The sequence below is a fragment of the Vibrio atypicus genome, assembly GCF_009811315.1.
Lineage (GTDB): Bacteria > Pseudomonadota > Gammaproteobacteria > Enterobacterales > Vibrionaceae > Vibrio > Vibrio atypicus.
In genome coordinates, this window is the sequence record NZ_BLID01000015.1 from 41,074 (window position 1) to 57,907 (window position 16,834).

Annotated in this window: 14 protein-coding genes and 1 riboswitch; of the genes, 10 read left to right on the plus strand and 4 right to left on the minus strand. The window is 44.0% G+C overall.

Annotated elements, in window-relative coordinates; translation table 11 throughout:
- Positions 1–25: 25 nt before the first annotated feature.
- The gene (plsB, locus tag GVO60_RS21265) at positions 26–2,455 is read right to left on the minus strand and encodes a glycerol-3-phosphate 1-O-acyltransferase PlsB (protein ID WP_159657650.1); all 2,430 of its coding nucleotides are present in this window, start codon (positions 2,453–2,455) and stop codon (positions 26–28) included.
- A 301-nt stretch (positions 2,456–2,756) separates the two neighbouring features.
- Between plsB and lexA the strand changes: the two genes are divergently transcribed.
- The 5 genes from lexA (at position 2,757) to fghA (ending at position 7,934) form a co-directional block, all read left to right on the plus strand.
- A complete protein-coding gene (gene lexA / locus GVO60_RS21270; protein ID WP_159657652.1) occupies positions 2,757–3,377 on the plus strand; it encodes a transcriptional repressor LexA in 621 nt (206 codons plus the stop codon).
- An 87-nt stretch (positions 3,378–3,464) separates the two neighbouring features.
- The gene (locus GVO60_RS21275) at positions 3,465–4,277 is read left to right on the plus strand and encodes a class I SAM-dependent methyltransferase (RefSeq protein ID WP_159657654.1); all 813 of its coding nucleotides are present in this window, start codon (positions 3,465–3,467) and stop codon (positions 4,275–4,277) included.
- A 42-nt stretch (positions 4,278–4,319) separates the two neighbouring features.
- Positions 4,320–5,657, plus strand: a complete 1,338-nt coding sequence (dinF, locus tag GVO60_RS21280; protein ID WP_159657656.1) for an MATE family efflux transporter DinF — start codon at positions 4,320–4,322, stop codon at positions 5,655–5,657.
- Positions 5,658–5,870: 213 nt separating this feature from the next.
- Positions 5,871–7,019 carry an S-(hydroxymethyl)glutathione dehydrogenase/class III alcohol dehydrogenase gene (locus GVO60_RS21285; RefSeq protein ID WP_159657658.1) on the plus strand — a complete coding sequence of 383 codons (1,149 nt, stop codon included), beginning with the start codon at positions 5,871–5,873 and terminating at the stop codon, positions 7,017–7,019.
- Between the two features lie 72 nt (positions 7,020–7,091).
- Positions 7,092–7,934, plus strand: coding sequence for an S-formylglutathione hydrolase (gene fghA / locus GVO60_RS21290; protein WP_159657660.1), 843 nt, complete (start codon positions 7,092–7,094; stop codon positions 7,932–7,934).
- A gap of 72 nt (positions 7,935–8,006) precedes the next feature.
- Here the strand turns inward: fghA and sthA are convergent, their stop codons facing one another.
- The gene (gene sthA, locus GVO60_RS21295) at positions 8,007–9,407 is read right to left on the minus strand and encodes a Si-specific NAD(P)(+) transhydrogenase (RefSeq protein ID WP_159657662.1); all 1,401 of its coding nucleotides are present in this window, start codon (positions 9,405–9,407) and stop codon (positions 8,007–8,009) included.
- A gap of 288 nt (positions 9,408–9,695) precedes the next feature.
- Between sthA and fabR the strand changes: the two genes are divergently transcribed.
- Complete coding sequence (gene fabR / locus GVO60_RS21300) at positions 9,696–10,337, plus strand: HTH-type transcriptional repressor FabR (RefSeq protein WP_159657663.1); 642 nt, start codon at positions 9,696–9,698, stop codon at positions 10,335–10,337.
- Positions 10,337–10,723, plus strand: coding sequence for a YijD family membrane protein (locus GVO60_RS21305; protein ID WP_159657665.1), 387 nt, complete (start codon positions 10,337–10,339; stop codon positions 10,721–10,723). The genes fabR and GVO60_RS21305 overlap by 1 nt, the downstream gene beginning before the upstream one ends.
- Positions 10,724–10,783: 60 nt before the next feature.
- Here GVO60_RS21305 and trmA read toward each other — a convergent pair whose 3' ends face one another.
- Positions 10,784–11,893 (minus strand): tRNA (uridine(54)-C5)-methyltransferase TrmA, encoded by a 1,110-nt coding sequence (gene trmA, locus GVO60_RS21310; RefSeq protein WP_159657667.1) that lies wholly within the window; start codon positions 11,891–11,893, stop codon positions 10,784–10,786.
- Between the two features lie 167 nt (positions 11,894–12,060).
- Positions 12,061–12,272: riboswitch (cobalamin riboswitch) on the plus strand.
- A gap of 54 nt (positions 12,273–12,326) precedes the next feature.
- Here trmA and GVO60_RS21315 point away from each other — a divergent pair.
- Genes GVO60_RS21315 through murI form a run of 3 tightly spaced genes read left to right on the plus strand, consistent with a single transcriptional unit; the run spans position 12,327 to position 15,806 of the window.
- Positions 12,327–14,249, plus strand: a complete 1,923-nt coding sequence (locus GVO60_RS21315; protein ID WP_159657669.1) for a TonB-dependent receptor — start codon at positions 12,327–12,329, stop codon at positions 14,247–14,249.
- 50 nt (positions 14,250–14,299) lie between these two features.
- Complete coding sequence (locus GVO60_RS21320) at positions 14,300–14,980, plus strand: Dph6-related ATP pyrophosphatase (protein ID WP_159657671.1); 681 nt, start codon at positions 14,300–14,302, stop codon at positions 14,978–14,980.
- Between the two features lie 37 nt (positions 14,981–15,017).
- Positions 15,018–15,806: a glutamate racemase gene (gene murI, locus GVO60_RS21325; protein WP_159657673.1), complete on the plus strand. Its 789-nt coding sequence runs from the start codon at positions 15,018–15,020 to the stop codon at positions 15,804–15,806.
- Here the strand turns inward: murI and GVO60_RS21330 are convergent.
- Entirely contained in the window at positions 15,772–16,221 is a 450-nt protein-coding gene (locus tag GVO60_RS21330; RefSeq protein ID WP_174855905.1) for an RNA recognition motif domain-containing protein, read from the minus strand. The genes murI and GVO60_RS21330 overlap by 35 nt on opposite strands.
- Positions 16,222–16,834: the final 613 nt, after the last annotated feature.

Here is a 16,834-nt window from a genome sequence, read left to right on the forward strand (position 1 = left end):
TTTTGATCTATCTAATCTAGGAGTATTACTCAGTTGTTTGACAGATACTCTCTTTGATAGTCAGTTTTACTTCTGGGTAAAGCATTGAATAAAGCAGCTTCGCTAAAGTTTGACACTTTTCTGCATCGCAATTGCCATCAACATCCAAGTAGGTTTGCTGTTTCAGGGTGTTGAACATCGCTGAGAAAACGCCTTTGTCGAAGAACTCTGGAGCATTGATACCGTGCAAACGTCCAAGTCGCTGGGCAATATCCTGACTCTTCTGTTCAAGATCTGATTTGCCTAACTCTGGGTTCGCAACCAATAGATTCAATGCAATAGAGTAACGTTGCAGTGTTTCTGTAATGGTTCGACCTAGTAGCACTAGCACTTGTGTATTGGCTTGACGAATCGATACATTGTGTTCGTTATCAATCGTTACAAGCCCTTGGTGAGCAAGCTCTTCGATATAAGCTTCCGTTACTTCAGCCAGCTTATCTTCTTCGATGCTCAAGAATAGCTCTTGCTTTAAGAATGGGTAAACCAAAGCGACGTTTGCTTGGATTTGCGCTAAAGAGAGTTGCTGCTGACGAACCAGCATCTGCGCAATCAATGAAGGCAAGGCCAGTAAGTGGATGATGTTGTTACGATAGTAAGTCATCAAAATGGATTGATTGCGGTCGAGCGAAATAATATCGCCCATGCTGTCAGACTCGATTAAGAACTTATCTAGTGATTCAGCATGTTTCACTAATGACTCAGCGTCATCACTTGGTACCGTATAGGTAGTCGAGTAAGGTACATTTTTCAGCAGTGATAGGTAGCAATCAATTTGATTGACTAAGCTGTCACGGGATAAAGCGCGTTGACGAGAAGCTAGCAGTGCCGTTGCACACAGTGTTAATGCGTTAGCTGCTGCTGCATCATTTATGTGCGTCATCATCTTAGTTGCAAGATTATTCACAACAGGGTTTAGCCACTGTGGTTTACTACCACCCATAGGGTTGATGTCTTTGCTCCACTCTGGCGCATTTTCATTTAAGTATTGGTTGAGCGGAATAGGTTCACCGAAGTTAACGTATCCTTGACCAAAGTTGCGCAGTTTACGAATCGTGCGTAGAACTAAGCCTGCGTTTTCTTTCTCTTTACGAGAACCACGTAGCTCTTTGGCGTAAGTACCCACTTCCATGACGTGCTCATAACCAATGTAAACCGGTACTAGAGTAACCGGACGGTTCAAACCACGCAGCATTGCTTGAATGGTCATCGCCAACATGCCGGTTTTCGCCTGCAATAAGCGACCAGTACGAGAACGACCACCTTCACTGAAGTATTCTACCGAGTAACCTTTTGCAAACAGTTCTGCTAAGTACTCACGGAAAATGGTTGAGTAGAGTTTATTGCCTTTAAAGCTACGGCGAATAAAGAAGGCACCGCCACGGCGGAAAATTGGGCCTGCAGGGAAGAAATTGAGGTTAATACCCGCAGCAATATGCGGTGGCACCATACCTTCACGGTAAAGCACATAAGACAGTAATAGATAGTCCATGTGGCTACGGTGACAAGGAACGTAAACAATCTCGTGGCCGTCTTGTGCTAGCTTACGAACTGTCGAAGCATTAGTGATGTTTAAGCCTTGGTAAATTCGGTTCCACAACCAACCAAGTAAACGCTCACCATTTTTAATCAATGAATAAGAGAAATCAGCGGCAACTTCATCCATGATGGCGTGCGCTTCTTTACGTACCTTCTCGATCGGAATATCTTTCGTATTGGCCTCATCTCTGATGACTTGTTCAATCGCTTCAGACTTCATTAAACGCTCAAATAGAGCTTGTCGGCTTGGCAAGTTTGGTCCTGATGCCGCAAGTTTTTGGCGAGAGAAGTGAATACGAGCCACGCGAGCCAGTTTGTGTGCAATTGAAGCATCAGTGCCGTGGGAGTCTGCCATGTACCGCAGAGATACAACTGGGCTGATACGCACTAAACAGTCTCGGCCAGACAGCAATACTGCTTTGGCTTTTTGTGGACCGTTGAGAGATTGAAGGTACGGCTTCTGTTGTGATTCTTTACCCGGCTTACGACCCCAAAGAACCGTCGTTGGAATCACTTGAACATCTAGCTCAGAGTCGTACTGGTGCTGTTCAAGCAGTTCAGAAAACTGGGCAATTGATTCGTTAGGAACGTCATTGTCGTTGGTCATGACGGTTTCACGTGAAGAAGTGAAGACGAAACGTTTAAACGATTTGCCATTGATTTCTACTGGCTCAAATGGATCCGGTAGACCTAAGCTCACGACTTGTTTTTGCAGTGTGACTAAATCAACATTCGAGCGGTATGGCAGCGCGTAGATAATCGGTTTATTGATGTCGATATTCAGATCATCAATTGGGTTGGCTGGAATAGCGGTTCCTTTCACTAAAACCGATAGTGGCAGTTTTAGCAGTGAACTAGAAAATGATTGTCCGGAAGACATAAAGCTTCTGAGCCTCAAAATAGATAAATTGCATAAGCACATTTCCAATTCTTAACTATAGAAGTGGAAATGGGCCCAAGCGGGTATTTTTAGCCAGCAAGGATATCAGAAACTGGTCGAACCTTTTACTTAAAATTGACCAGTAAAACGTCAATTTAGTCTGATTTTATTCAGCTGACTGATTAATCGGATATTTCCCCTATTCATGATTCTAAGCTATTCAAAAAACAATCAATTTGCTTTTCATTTCGCAGGTTACTGGATATACTCACAGTTAACTGTATAAAAAGACAGGTGACTCATGAAGCCGTTAACGCCACGCCAGCAACAAGTATTTGATCTAATCAAAAGTAAAATTGAAGACACGGGTATGCCACCGACACGCGCTGAGATTGCACGTGAGCTTGGCTTCCGCTCAGCAAATGCTGCTGAAGAACACTTAAAAGCGCTTGCTCGTAAAGAAGCGATCGAAATTATTCCGGGTGCTTCGCGCGGGATTCGTATCCTACTCGAAGACGCAGCCAACGATGACCAAGGCTTACCTTTAATTGGTCAAGTCGCAGCGGGTGAGCCGATCTTGGCTCAAGAGCATGTCGAGACTCACTACCAAGTGGATCCTGGGATGTTTAAACCTCAAGCTGATTTCTTATTGCGTGTAAATGGCGAAAGTATGAAAGACATCGGTATTATGGATGGCGATTTACTTGCGGTACATAAAACTCAAGACGTTCGTGATGGGCAAGTTGTTGTTGCTCGCGTTGATGAAGACGTAACGGTTAAGCGTTTAGAGCGTAAAGGCTCAACCGTATTACTGCATGCTGAAAACGAAGAGTTTGCACCGATTAAAGTTGATCTTACTTGCCAGAGCTTAGCGATTGAAGGCCTAGCCGTTGGCATTATTCGTAATACCGACTGGATGTAATACTCTCGAATGAGATTAGTTCTCACTTATTGATTTTGTAAGTGATATTCATTATCATCTTCTTTCCAGTATGGAAGGATGATGATAATGGCCCCCAAAACCAAGTTAGCGAAATCTCGCTATCAAATACCTGCAAACCTCTTGCAGCCGCTTTGGCTTCGTAGCCGAGAAAGCTTGGTGGATAATGGCCTTGTCTATGATCCTATTGCTGCTCGCGCATGTCAGCGGTGCCAACTTGCTCCAGAATGCCTATCTGGTGACATCGATCAAAAACAACTGCTTCATGTGACGCTTACTCAACTGTGTGATCAGCAAGTCTCTGCATTTATAAAACGTAACCCAGATGGTTGGATTGTTAATGTCGGCGCTGGCCTCGATACCCGTTTTTATCGAGTTGATAATGGCCGCTGTCACTGGTTAGAGTTAGATGTGACGGAGAACTTACTCTGGCGTCAAAAGCTGTTTCACAATAGTGAACGCTACAACCATATGTGCGGTAGTGTGACGGATTTAAGTTGGTTAGATTCACTGCCTATCCCAGAAAAAACACCGGTGATGATTGTTTGTGAACATGCATTACTTGATTGCAATGAACAACAAGTCGCAAAATTTGTTCAAGCGTTAGGGTGCCACTTTGATAGTGCTCGTGCATGCGTGGTGTTGGCTGGTGACTTGTGCGCGTCAAAGCTGGGCCAAAAAATGGGTGCGGGAAGCTATGCTCACGGCTATAGCGCACCAGGTGACTCAATGCTGAATTATCTTCCTTGGGCACGTTGGGTAAAAACGTATTCTCCCCTTGATAAAGATTGCGGCCGTTGGAAATTCTGGCAGCGTTGCATTACCAAAATTCATGCCTTAAAACAGCGCTTAACGCCAGTAGTGGTTCAGCTTCGCTGGTGATCTCGGTACACTTGCCACTCAATCTTATTTTAGAGTGGCAACGTGCAACTATTTCAAACTCTCTCAAATCGCTCTCTTCATAAACAAGTTCTTCTGCTCGCGATTCCTATGGTGCTGTCCAATATCACCGTTCCTTTGTTGGGGCTGGTGGATGCAGCAGTGATCGGCCACCTTGAACACGCCTGGTATTTAGGTGGTGTCGCTCTAGGCAGCACAATGATCAGCGTGACCTTTTGGTTATTGGGATTTTTACGCATGTCGACCACTGGATTGGCTGCTCAATCGTATGGGGCGAACAGTAAGCATCAACTGGGTCTCGTATTCACCCAAGGGATGGCTATGGCGTTTGGATTCGCCACGTTCTTTCTGCTATTTCATTCACTGATCGCCGATTGGGTATTTTCGTTTAGCGATGCCAGTGAACAAGTGAAGCATTATGGTCAGCAATATTTTTCCATTCGAGCTTGGAGCGCGCCTGCTGCGTTAGCCAATTTTGTCTTGTTAGGTTGGCTACTTGGAACACAGAATGCCAAAGCCCCGATGTGGATGGTGATCATTTCTAACTTGACCAATATTGGCTTAGACGTTCTGTTTGTACTTGGCTTTGGTTGGAAAGTGGAAGGAGCAGCACTGGCTTCTGTTATTGCTGACTACACAGGAATGAGCTTTGGTCTTTATTGTGTATGGCGCAAATGGCAAGCGGATCAACTGCCAGCGTTAGTCGGCTTAATTAAAGATAGTGCGAATGGGCTAAGTCGATTTGTAAAGTTGAATCGAGATATCTTTCTTCGCTCACTCTGCCTACAAGCGACGTTTACTTTTATGACGTTTCAGGGAGCGAGTTTTGGCGATGACATCGTGGCAGCCAACGCGGTACTGATGAGCTTTTTAATGATTATTTCCTATGGTATGGATGGTTTCGCTTACGCAATGGAAGCGATGGTCGGTAAAGCGATTGGTGCTAAAGATAGGCAGCAGCTTAACCAATCCTTAATCGGAACGTTCTTTTGGAGCTTCATCATCTGTTCAATACTGACTCTGGTGTTTGCGCTTTTCGGATCAAACATGATCGGCTTGATCACTAATATTCCTCAAGTTCATACGATTGCTTTGCAGTATTTACCTTGGTTGATGGCCATGCCGCTCGTGTCAATGTGGTGTTTCTTATTAGATGGTATTTTTATCGGCGCAACGAAAGGTAGAGAGATGCGTAATGGTATGTTTTTATCCACTTGTACCTTTTTTGCGACTTTTTATCTCAGCGCAGCCATTGGTAATCATGCATTGTGGCTGGCAATGCTAAGTTTCATGGCCATGAGAGGAATAACACTGGGCGTTATCCTTACTATTCAGTGGCGTCAGGGCCGTTTTTTAGCCTGACGATGAGATAGATAGTGAACCGGACTTCGTGTCCGGTTTTTTTATCACCAAATACCATTGTTACATATGGGTAAAAATCATTTTCAAAATGAGGGGATTATCATTTTTTATGAAACACCTAAAATAGGCACCAACAAAACGACGCAGCACTGAGACAAAAGCTCAACTACGCTTATTGCGTCCTCTTAAATACCCTTATTGAAGGAAAATCCAATGGCACTTGAACTAAAACCTGGTCAAACTCATATTAAATCAAAAGCTATGGTTGCATGGGCAGCGGGCGAACCACTTAAGCGTGAAGAAGTTGATGTTGAACTTCCGAAAGCGGGTGAGGTTCTAGTTCGCATCGTTGCTACTGGTGTTTGCCACACTGATTTGTTCACTCTATCTGGTGATGATCCAGAAGGTATCTTCCCTTCAATCCTAGGCCATGAAGGTGGTGGTATTGTTGAAATGGTCGGTGAAGGCGTAACAAGTGTTGAAGTCGGTGACCATGTTATCCCACTTTACACAGCAGAATGTGGCGAGTGTAAGTTCTGTAAATCAGGCAAAACTAACTTGTGTCAGGCAGTACGTGAAACTCAAGGTAAAGGCCTAATGCCAGATGGTACTAGCCGTTTCTCTATCAACGGTGAGCCAATCTTCCATTATATGGGTTGTTCAACATTCTCTGAGTACACAGTGCTTCCAGAAATCTCACTGGCGAAAGTAAGTAAAGAAGCACCGCTAGAAGAAGTATGTCTTCTAGGTTGTGGTGTAACAACCGGTATGGGTGCGGTGCTGAACACGGCGAAAGTAGAGAAGGGCGACACAGTTGCTGTATTTGGCCTAGGTGGTATCGGTCTATCTGCAATCATCGGTGCGCGTATGGCTGGCGCGAGCAAAATCATTGGTGTTGATATCAATGAGAGCAAATTCGAACTAGCAAAACAGCTTGGCGCGACAGACTGCATTAACCCAATGAAATTCGACAAGCCAATCCAAGAAGTGATCGTTGAGATGACTGACGGCGGTGTGGATTACTCATTCGAGTGTATCGGTAACGTTAATGTGATGCGCCAAGCTCTAGAGTGTTGTCATAAAGGTTGGGGTGAATCGATCATCATAGGTGTAGCTGGTGCAGGTCAAGAGATCTCAACTCGTCCATTCCAGCTTGTGACTGGTCGTGTATGGCGTGGCTCTGCGTTTGGTGGTGTTAAAGGTCGTACTGAACTTCCAGGCATTGTTGACCGTTACATGGAAGGTGAATTTGGCCTTCAAGAGTTCATCACTCACACCATGGGTCTTGATGATGTAAACGACGCATTCGAATTAATGCATAAAGGTGAGTCTATCCGTACTGTTCTACACATGGATAAATAAGCTAGCGTATCTGACTTAAATAACGCCCTGAAAGATGGGCGTTTGTTTTTTCTAATTCCCATTGAGGTTGTTATGACCATTGAAAACATTAGCCAAGCCAAAGTATTCGGTGGTTGGCACAAACAATATACTCATCAATCAAATACTCTTAACTGCGCGATGCGTTTTGCTATCTTCTTACCACCGAATGCGACTAAAACAGAGCCAGTTCCCGTTTTGTATTGGTTGTCAGGTTTGACGTGTACTGATGAAAACTTCATGCAAAAAGCCGGTGCTTTCCGTAAAGCGGCGGAACTTGGCATCGCTATCGTTGCACCAGATACGAGCCCACGTGGGGATGATGTAGCCGATGATGAGGGGTATGATTTAGGAAAAGGTGCTGGCTTTTATTTGAATGCAACCCAAGAGCCTTGGTCTCGTCACTATCATATGTATGACTATGTGACGCAAGAGCTACCAGATTTGATCGAAGCGAACTTCCCAGTCTCTAGCATTAAGTCGATCTCTGGTCACAGCATGGGCGGCCATGGAGCGTTAACTATCGGTATTAAAAACTCAGCCAATTATCGCTCGATTTCAGCTTTTAGTCCGATCAGCAATCCAATGCAGTGTCCGTGGGGACAAAAGGCGTTTAATGCGTATCTAGGTAATGATTTTGAAACTTGGAAGCAGTATGACGCGAGCGAGCTACTGAAACAGGCACAAGCGAAACTACCAATTTTGGTCGACCAAGGGAGTGCAGATGGGTTCTTAGTCGAACAGCTAAAACCTGAACTCTTGATTGCCGCTGCCAATGAACATGACTCTGATGTCCAAGTTCGTATGCAGCCAGGTTATGATCACAGCTACTTTTTCATCTCTAGTTTTATTGAAGAGCATTTAGAGTTTCACGCTGCGTATCTAAATCAGAACTAAATCAGTCTTATCCATAAAGTAAAAAGCCTGCGTAATTATTTGCGCAGGCTTTTTGTGTTCTCATTTGTGATGTTAGAACAAGCGGTTTAAACCATTCAGTGCTGCAACGCGATACGCTTCAGCCATTGTCGGGTAGTTGAAAGTGGTATTGACGAAATACTCGATGGTATTCGCTTCGCCTTTTTGTTCCATGATCGCTTGGCCGATGTGAATGATTTCTGCTGCACGCTCACCAAAACAGTGAATGCCTAAGATTTCTTTTGTCTCTCGATGGAAGAGGATCTTCAAACTACCGATGTCTTTGCCTGCGATTTGCGCGCGAGCCAAGTGTTTGAATGAAGAGCGTCCAACTTCGTAAGGGACTTTCGCCGCAGTCAGCTCTTGCTCCGTTTTACCTACAGAGCTGATTTCTGGAATGGTGTAAATACCCGTTGGGATATCATCAATCAGATTACCATCGGCTTGACCTTTATTGATTGCTTGCGCCACAAATCGTCCTTGGTCGTATGCCGCACTGGCTAGGCTTGGGTAACCAATCACATCACCCACTGCGTATACGTGATCGACTTCTGTTTGGTAATTGCCATCAACTTTCAACTGTCCACGAGAGTCTGCCTCTAGCCCAACCGCTGATAAGTTAAGTTTGTCGGTATTACCCGTTCGACCATTGGCATAAAGAATACAGTCGGCTCGCATTTTTTTGCCAGATTCTAGATGCACAATCACACCATCTTCTGTGCCTTCAATTTTCTCAAAGGTTTCATCGTTGCGTATTACCACGCCACTGTTCCAGAAGTGGTAAGAAAGCGCGTCAGAAACTTCGTTATCGAGGAATGAAAGCAGTCGGTCACGAGTGTTAATCAGATCGGTTTTGACGCCAAGCCCGCGGAAGATAGATGCATACTCACAGCCGATAACCCCCGCACCGTAAATGATGATATGACGAGGATCGTGTTTAAGACTTAAGATGGAATCACTGTCGTAGATTCGCTCATGCATAAAGTCGACATTGTCTGGTTGATAAGGGCGTGAGCCAGTTGCAATGACGAAGCGGTCTGCGCTGTATGTCTCTTCTGTGCCATCACTCTGCATAACGGCAATTGTGTACTTATCGACAAAGCGCGCGGTACCAAAGATCAGTGAACATTGGTTACGGTCGTAAAAACCTTGTCTTAAGCGGGTTTGCTTGTCGATGACTGACTTTGCATGGCCAAGGATGTTAGAAAAGGTGGAGTGTAAGCTAGTGTTGTTATGACAAAATAGCGGGTTGTTATTGAACTCGATGATACGGCTTACCGCGTGGCGTAATGCTTTAGAGGGAATGGTTCCCCAGTGAGTACAACCACCACCGACGCTGCTCTCTTTCTCAACAATGGCAACATTCAACCCCGCTTTGGTTAATCCCATCGCTGCCCCTTCACCGCCGGGGCCACTACCAATAACGATTACATCAAAGTGGTTACTCTCCGCCATAGCTCTTTTCCTTGTTATATTGTCTTAACATTGCTGTAGCGAGATTTTAACTGATTCCTTAGTTGGGTAAATGAAAAGCGCACTAGAGAGTCGTTGAGATCACGTAGAATCAAACAAATATCACAAAGGGTATGCTGTATATCTCTAATTAGAAGCGAAAAGATTGAAAATTGGCGCTAACTCGGTTTAATTGCCCATCGGTAGTCACAGAGCGACATTTTTGGCTTATTTCCCTAGGTCAATCGTTGTATATTAATGGCTACTAAGATAAGAAATAGAATAACAATTATGAAATCCATGGGAATCCGCGCACAGCAAAAAGAAAAAACGCGTCGTTCATTAATTGATGCAGCGTTTAGTCAGCTCAGTGCCGATAGAAGCTTCTCAAACTTAAGTTTACGCGAAGTCGCTAGAGAGGCGGGTATTGCACCAACTTCATTTTATCGTCATTTCAAAGATATGGATGAGTTGGGCTTAACCATGGTCGACGAAGGAGGATTATTACTTCGTCAATTGATGCGTCAGGCTCGCCAACGTATCGTTAAAGAGGGTAGTGTGATTCGCACATCGGTAGAAACCTTTATGGAGTTTATCGAGAGTAGCCCTAACGTCTTTCGCTTATTGCTACGTGAACGCTCCGGAACGTCGGCTGAGTTTCGCGCTGCAGTAGCTAGAGAGATCCAACATTTTGCAGCAGAGTTGACTGAATATCTAATTGGTACAGGGATGACCCGTGAAGAGGCGTTTACTCAAGCCGAAGCATCCGTCACTCTGGTTTTTAACTCTGGTGCTGAAGCTTTAGATTTAGATGGACGTGCACGTGATGAACTCGCGGAGCGTCTAATAATGCAATTGCGAATGATGGCCAAAGGGGCTTATTGGTATCGCAAAGAACGTGAACGTAACCGATTAAAAGGTGGGATAGATTGATGTCGAATGAAGCAAACCAAGTTAATCGTGGTTCTGAGAAGAAAACGCTCGTATTAGCTCTTGTTGCTGGTATGTGTGGTGACGCGATGTTGTCATGGCTGACAATGAGCGAAGTTTCTTTCTCTATTTTTCCACTCATTGCTCTCGTACTAGCTGTACAAACTCTGTATCAAGAATATTTAAGTAAACCAGTATCAGAAGATATCCCGCTCATCGGGCTAGCTTGTTTCTTTGTTGGTGCATTTGGTCACTCTGCTTTCATCAAAGCTCAGTACCCTGATGCAGGCTCTAACATGTTGGCGATCTTCATTACCTTGGGTCTTTTGGTTTGGGTAGCGAAAAAGCTTGGCTATATGTCTCGCCCAACAGCAACTAGCGCTGAGTAATTTTGATTAAATAGAAAAACGAGCCAAATGGCTCGTTTTTTTATGTCTATATCTTGGTGGCTACGCTTTACGCTCTAGTAGCACACCCGCTTCCATGTGGTGAGTAAATGGGAATTGGTCGAAGAGAGCGAATCGAGTAACGTTGTGAGTCTCGCTCAGAATATCTAAATTTTCTTTTAGGGTTTCTGGGTTGCAAGAGATATACATAATACGCTCGTAACCTTGCACCATTTTACAAGTGTCGATGTCCATACCAGAACGCGGTGGATCAACGAAGATGGTGTTGCAGTTGTAGCTGTTTAGATCTACACCTGCATCTTTTAAACGGCGGAACTCACGCTTACCTTCAATCGCTTCGGTAAATTCTTCCGCAGATAGACGTAGAATTTGTACGTTATCAATTTTGTTCGCTGCAATGTTGTACTGTGCCGAGACAACAGAAGGTTTTGCCAATTCTGTAGCTAAAACACGATCGAAGTTTTGCGCTAGTGCCAACGAGAAGTTGCCGTTACCACAGTAAAGTTCAAGCAAATCACCTTGGCTCTCTTGAGTACAGTCGACAGCCCACTCCAGCATTTTCTCCGCTACTTTACCGTTAGGTTGTGTAAAGCTGTTCTCTACTTGTTGGTAGATGTATGGCTTGCCATTGACATCTAGCTTTTCGATCACGTAGTCGCGGTCTAATACGATCTTCATCTTACGTGCACGGCCAATGATGTTTAGGTTGAAGCCTTCATCATTTAAACGCTGTTTGAGTGCTTTCGCGTTTTCAATCCACTCTTCATCAAGCTGACGGTGGTAAAGCAGTGAAACAAGAATTTCACCACTCAATGTTGATAAGAAATCCACTTGGAAGAGTTTGCGACGTAGCGACTCATTGTCTTTCATCGCATCGACTAGTAGTGGCATCAAATCATTGATTAAACGGCTGGCAGCAGGGAATTGGTCAACACGGTATTTTTCACGCGTCTCTTGATCGAACATGATGTAATACAGGTCTTCACCTTCATGCCAGACACGAAACTCAGCACGCATGCGATAGTGCTGCTCTGGTGATTCGAACACTTCAAGCTCTGGCACATTATATGGAGCGAACATCTCAGTTAGACGTTCAACTTTCTCTGCCAGTTGTTCTTGGTAGCGTTGTGGGTTTACATCAAGAGTAGCCATGATTCTTACCTTTGGGTTATTGCCTGTGCATGGTGCGTTTTGTTTGAGAGCGCAGATTTTATTCAATCCCTGCTTGATGTCCAGCATTGCATGGTAATCACTGCAGAAACCTGCTGTAAAACTATAGCTTATACCAATCTTAACTAGACAAACTATCAATAGCTTAATACCATCTGCCCCAAGCTGGTGCTATCTAGATGTATAGATGGCTGAATAGGGAATCTGGTGAGAATCCAGAACTGACGCGCAGCGGTAAAGAGAACGAACCTCCAAATGACACTGCACAGAGGACTGTGTGGGAAGTCGGAGAAGTAGGATGAATGTATCTATCTATATTCAAGCTCTAAGTCCGAATACCTGCCAGCAGCTGAGCCCAATACTGGAAGCAAACGCTTCAAGCTCGGTAGGATTTTCGCGATTTAGGACTATAAAAATGAACCGATCTATTTTAGCGGTGGCCGTGGCGTCGCTGCTCCCTTCTACCTATACCTTAGCCCAAGAAGTCTCTGTTGATGAGACTGTTGTCGTTTTCGCCCGCAGTGAAAACGTCAACACGATTTCTGATATTCCTTCGAATGTCGTTGTTATCTCTCGTGATGAAATCGAGAAGAGCGGTGCAAAATCACTGGAATCATTATTACGTGGCCGCTCTGGTATTCAGGTGTCCGATTCCAATAGTGGCCCAGCGTTTTCAATTCGCGGCTTTAGCGGTGAGCAAGCATCAAGTAACACCTTAGTTATGCTCGATGGACGTCGACTAAATTCACAGGACTTGGTAGCGCCAAATTTAAGTTTTGTTCAACTTGATGATGTCGAAAGTATCGAGATCTTGTCAGGAAGTGCAGGGGTTTTGTATGGTGATCAAGCCGTGGGTGGCGTCATTAACATTGTTACTCGCTCTTCGAAAGAAAACCGAGTGGGAGTAAGTACTTCTTACGGCAGTTTTAACTCAACGGTGCAAAATATCTCAGCATCTGGCCCTATCAATGATGCATTTAGCTATCGCTTCTCTGCAACTCAAGATAACTCAGATAATTACCGAGATCATAATGCCAGTCAAAATGGCTCAGTATTAGGTCGCGTTGACTATCAAGATGAGTCAAAGAAACTATTTATTGAGTTGGCTTACTATGACGTTGAGCGCGAATACGCAGGTAGCTTAACGGAAGAACAGTTTAAGAAAGACCCTAGCCAGGCTAACACCGCTTATCCTGATGATCATAATCACGCAATTACGCGCGCGGTTCGTTTGGGGTATGACCAGCAGTTATCTCATAACTGGCTTCTAAAGAATGAAATTCTTTTTGACGATACCCAGGAGCGTGGTGTTGCGTGGGGAAGCAATAAGGAGGCTAAAGGTGGCCAGCTGTTTTATGCAGGTCAAGTGGAAGGTGGCTTCGAGACTGATAACGGGGCGGCGAACTTAATCGTAGGTATAGACCTCTCTCGAAATAACTATGAATACTTGGGGTCTTGGACTGATCGTGAGAATGAGCAAAGTTCGTGGAATACATACGCTCGCTATACGCACCCTATTCTGGATAACCTAACGCTAAATTTCGGTGGTCGCTATGCTTCCGTTGAGGATGATATTGAAGATGCTGCTCAGTTCCCAGATGGAGAAAAGCTAAAAGAAAACGCTTCTGCCTATGAGTTGTCTGTAAATTATGCGTTAACCGATAACTCGCGCCTTTATGCGCGCACGGAGAGTAACTTCCGTTTTGCTAAAGTATCTGAGCAATCGTATACCCAGCCAGGTGTGAAAGGCCTTAAGCCACAAACTGGTCTCTCTAACGAGTTAGGTTGGAACTTCTATCAGCCAACATACAGCGTGGGCGTTAATTTATATCATCTCGAACTTGAGGACGAAATTGTATACGCGACAGATCCTGGTACGGGGAATGGAGCGAATATGAATGCGGATGCTTCAACTCGTAAGGGTGGCTCAGTAACGGGTGAGTTATATGTGCTTCAAGATATCCTATTAACAGCTGAGTATAACTACGTAGACGCAGAATTTACTGAGGGTGCAAATAAAGGTAACCAAGTCGCTTGGGTTGCCAAGAACACTGGTAAATTAGGCTTAAGTTACGACATAACCCAAAACTTTGATCTGTATACCGACGCGACATATACCGGTAAGCGCTATGAAGATGGCGACCATGGTAATAGTAAAGATAAGTTAGATGCTTACTGGCTGGTGAATCTGGCTCTAAACTATCGTTATTCAGATTTAGCTCTTTCCCTTCGCGCTGATAATTTATTTAATAAACAGTATGCCAGCTACGTATACTATGGCGGTTACTATTCAGGAAATGAGCGTGCTTATTATTTAACAGCAAGCTACCAATTCTAAATACCTTAAACCGCCTCCGGGCGGTTTTTTCTTACCGATAGATAAAAAGCATGAAAAAGAATGTCATTATCAGTTGGTCGAGTGGCAAAGACTCGGCGTTGACTCTAGAACGCTTGCAGAAAGATCCAAACTATAATGTTGTTGGGTTATATACCAGCTACGTCAAACATGAAGTGCCCTTTCAGGCAACGCCTCTGTATGTGTTAGATCTTCAAGCTCAATTACTTCGGCTACCACTGATTAAAATAGAACTTCCGGAAATCTTTCCATCGAATGATCTTTATCAATCGACAATAGTGAAAGCGCTAAAGCAGAGTCACCTAACCATTGATGCTGTGGCTTTTGGTGACATGTTTTGCAATGGTATTGCCGAATATCGTCGTAGCTATATTGAACCTGCTGGGTGGGAATGCGTTTTCCCTCTTATGGGAGAAGAAACCAAGCAACTAGCGAATGAAATCAATGAGCGAGGAATACACACTCTTGTTGTGACCGTTGACCGAGATGTATTGAGTGAGGAGTTCTGTGGTCGTTGGTTTAATAATACCTTGATAAGTGAACTGCCAATCAGTATTGATCCTTGCGGTGAGAACGGTGAATTCCATACTCTGGTCACTCATACCGAAAGCTTTCAAGGTCATTTAGAGCTAAAGCTAACCCATATTGAACGAGGAGAACGTTTTTCATATCAACGTTACACGGCCAAGAGATTGCCAAATAACTTGTTGTGAGTATGATTGCCACATCTACTTACATGAGTTAGTGAACGTGTCTAATAAAGCAAATATCCTTATCTTTGATTCTGGTGTCGGTGGGCTGTCTGTCTACCAAGAGATTGTTGCCAAGCTGCCACAACTGGATTACACCTACATCTTTGATAATGAAGCATATCCATATGGGGAGTTAGCACATGATACGTTAGTAACTCGTGTTGAATCTCTCGTTAAGCAGATGGTAAAAGAACAAAGTATCGATTTAGTGGTGATTGCTTGCAATACAGCGAGCACGATTGTTCTTCCGACATTAAGGTCTCATCTCTCTATCCCCGTTGTAGGTGTTGTACCTGCGATTAAGCCTGCATCTAACATGGCAAACAAAGCGGTTGGTCTGATTGCGACACCAGCGACAATCACCAGAGAGTACACCCATGACTTAATTCGCAGCTTTGCACAAAGTAAACCAGTCGAAATGCTAGGCTCTACGCGTCTGGTCGATATTGCGGAAGAAAAGCTGCGAGGTAATCCCGTTGATCTGTTAGAGCTCGAGCGAATCCTTAAACCAATGCAAGGTAGCGTCGATGTGGCGGTATTAGGTTGTACTCACTTTCCATTGATTAAAGATGAGATTCAATATGTTCTTGGGGAGTCTGTGCTGCTGGTGGATTCTGGGGAAGCAATAGCGAGACGCGTAAGTTCATTGCTAGAAATGGTAGATAGTGAAGAAATAGGAGAGCGTCAAATTTTCTCAACGACTCCCCCTTGGGAAGAGGGAGCCTTAAATCAAGCACTGAGTCCGTTAGGTTTTACGCCTGTTCAGCACTTTCCGTTGACGATTTAGGGTCATTAGCAATACGAACTTTTAAAGTTCTCTGCATATACTCATTCTCATTTAACGCTTCAATGGCAGCTGGTGCGTCAGATGCAGCCATAACAACAAAGCCAAAGCCTCGTCTTTTACCTGTTCGTTTATCTTTCATTAAGCGGACAGCGAAAACCTCCCCATGCTTAGAAAATAGCTCTTTGACATTAGACTCGTTTGCTTTGTATGGCAGGTTGCCGACATAAAGCGTGTTAGTTGAAGGATCATTAAGTGGCGCGTCGATTGGAGTGGTGTTCGAAAATTTGATAACAAAAGCGCAAGCAAAAACACCAATCACAAAACTAATAGCAGGCGAGATTGCAACCTGCGAAAAGATGATTGCACCTAAGATTGCGACGGCGGCAACCATTAAGGTCGATTTGTTTGAGTTCATATTAGAATACAACTGTTAGTTTACGAAAAAAGTAATGTCTACTGTTAACAAAATAGACACAGAGATATTACGTATATGGTTGTTGTTTTTCCAACGCATTGATGTGACATGACTCAAATGTTGAAATTTTATTCTATTCCAACTGTTTTGTTTCCTTTTTGACCAAACGGAAATTAAATGCGAAAAAACGCTTGTCATCTTCAGTGACCTCCCTATAATGCCGCCTCACCGACACGGAGTGAGACGAAAGTCACACGGCGAGTCGAAGGGAGAAAAAGAAAGTTTGAAAAAACGCTTGACTCTCTAGTTGGGAAGCGTAAGATACGCACCCCTAGCAACGAGGTGCTAAGCGCAGCGGATGTTAGAAAAAGCTCTTTAAAAATATAGACCTATCAATCTGTGTGGGCACTCGTTGATGATAATCCAATTAGATACCTCGGTATCAAATTAGGTTTCAATGAAACGAAGTGACCAATACAAATAACCTCGGTTATTTGGCACAGTCAATTCATTATCGTTCTGTTGGAACGATAATAGCTTTAAAATTACACAGTAGTTTTGAAGTCAGTATTCATTGAGCCGAACAAAATCTTAAATTGAAGAGTTTGATCAT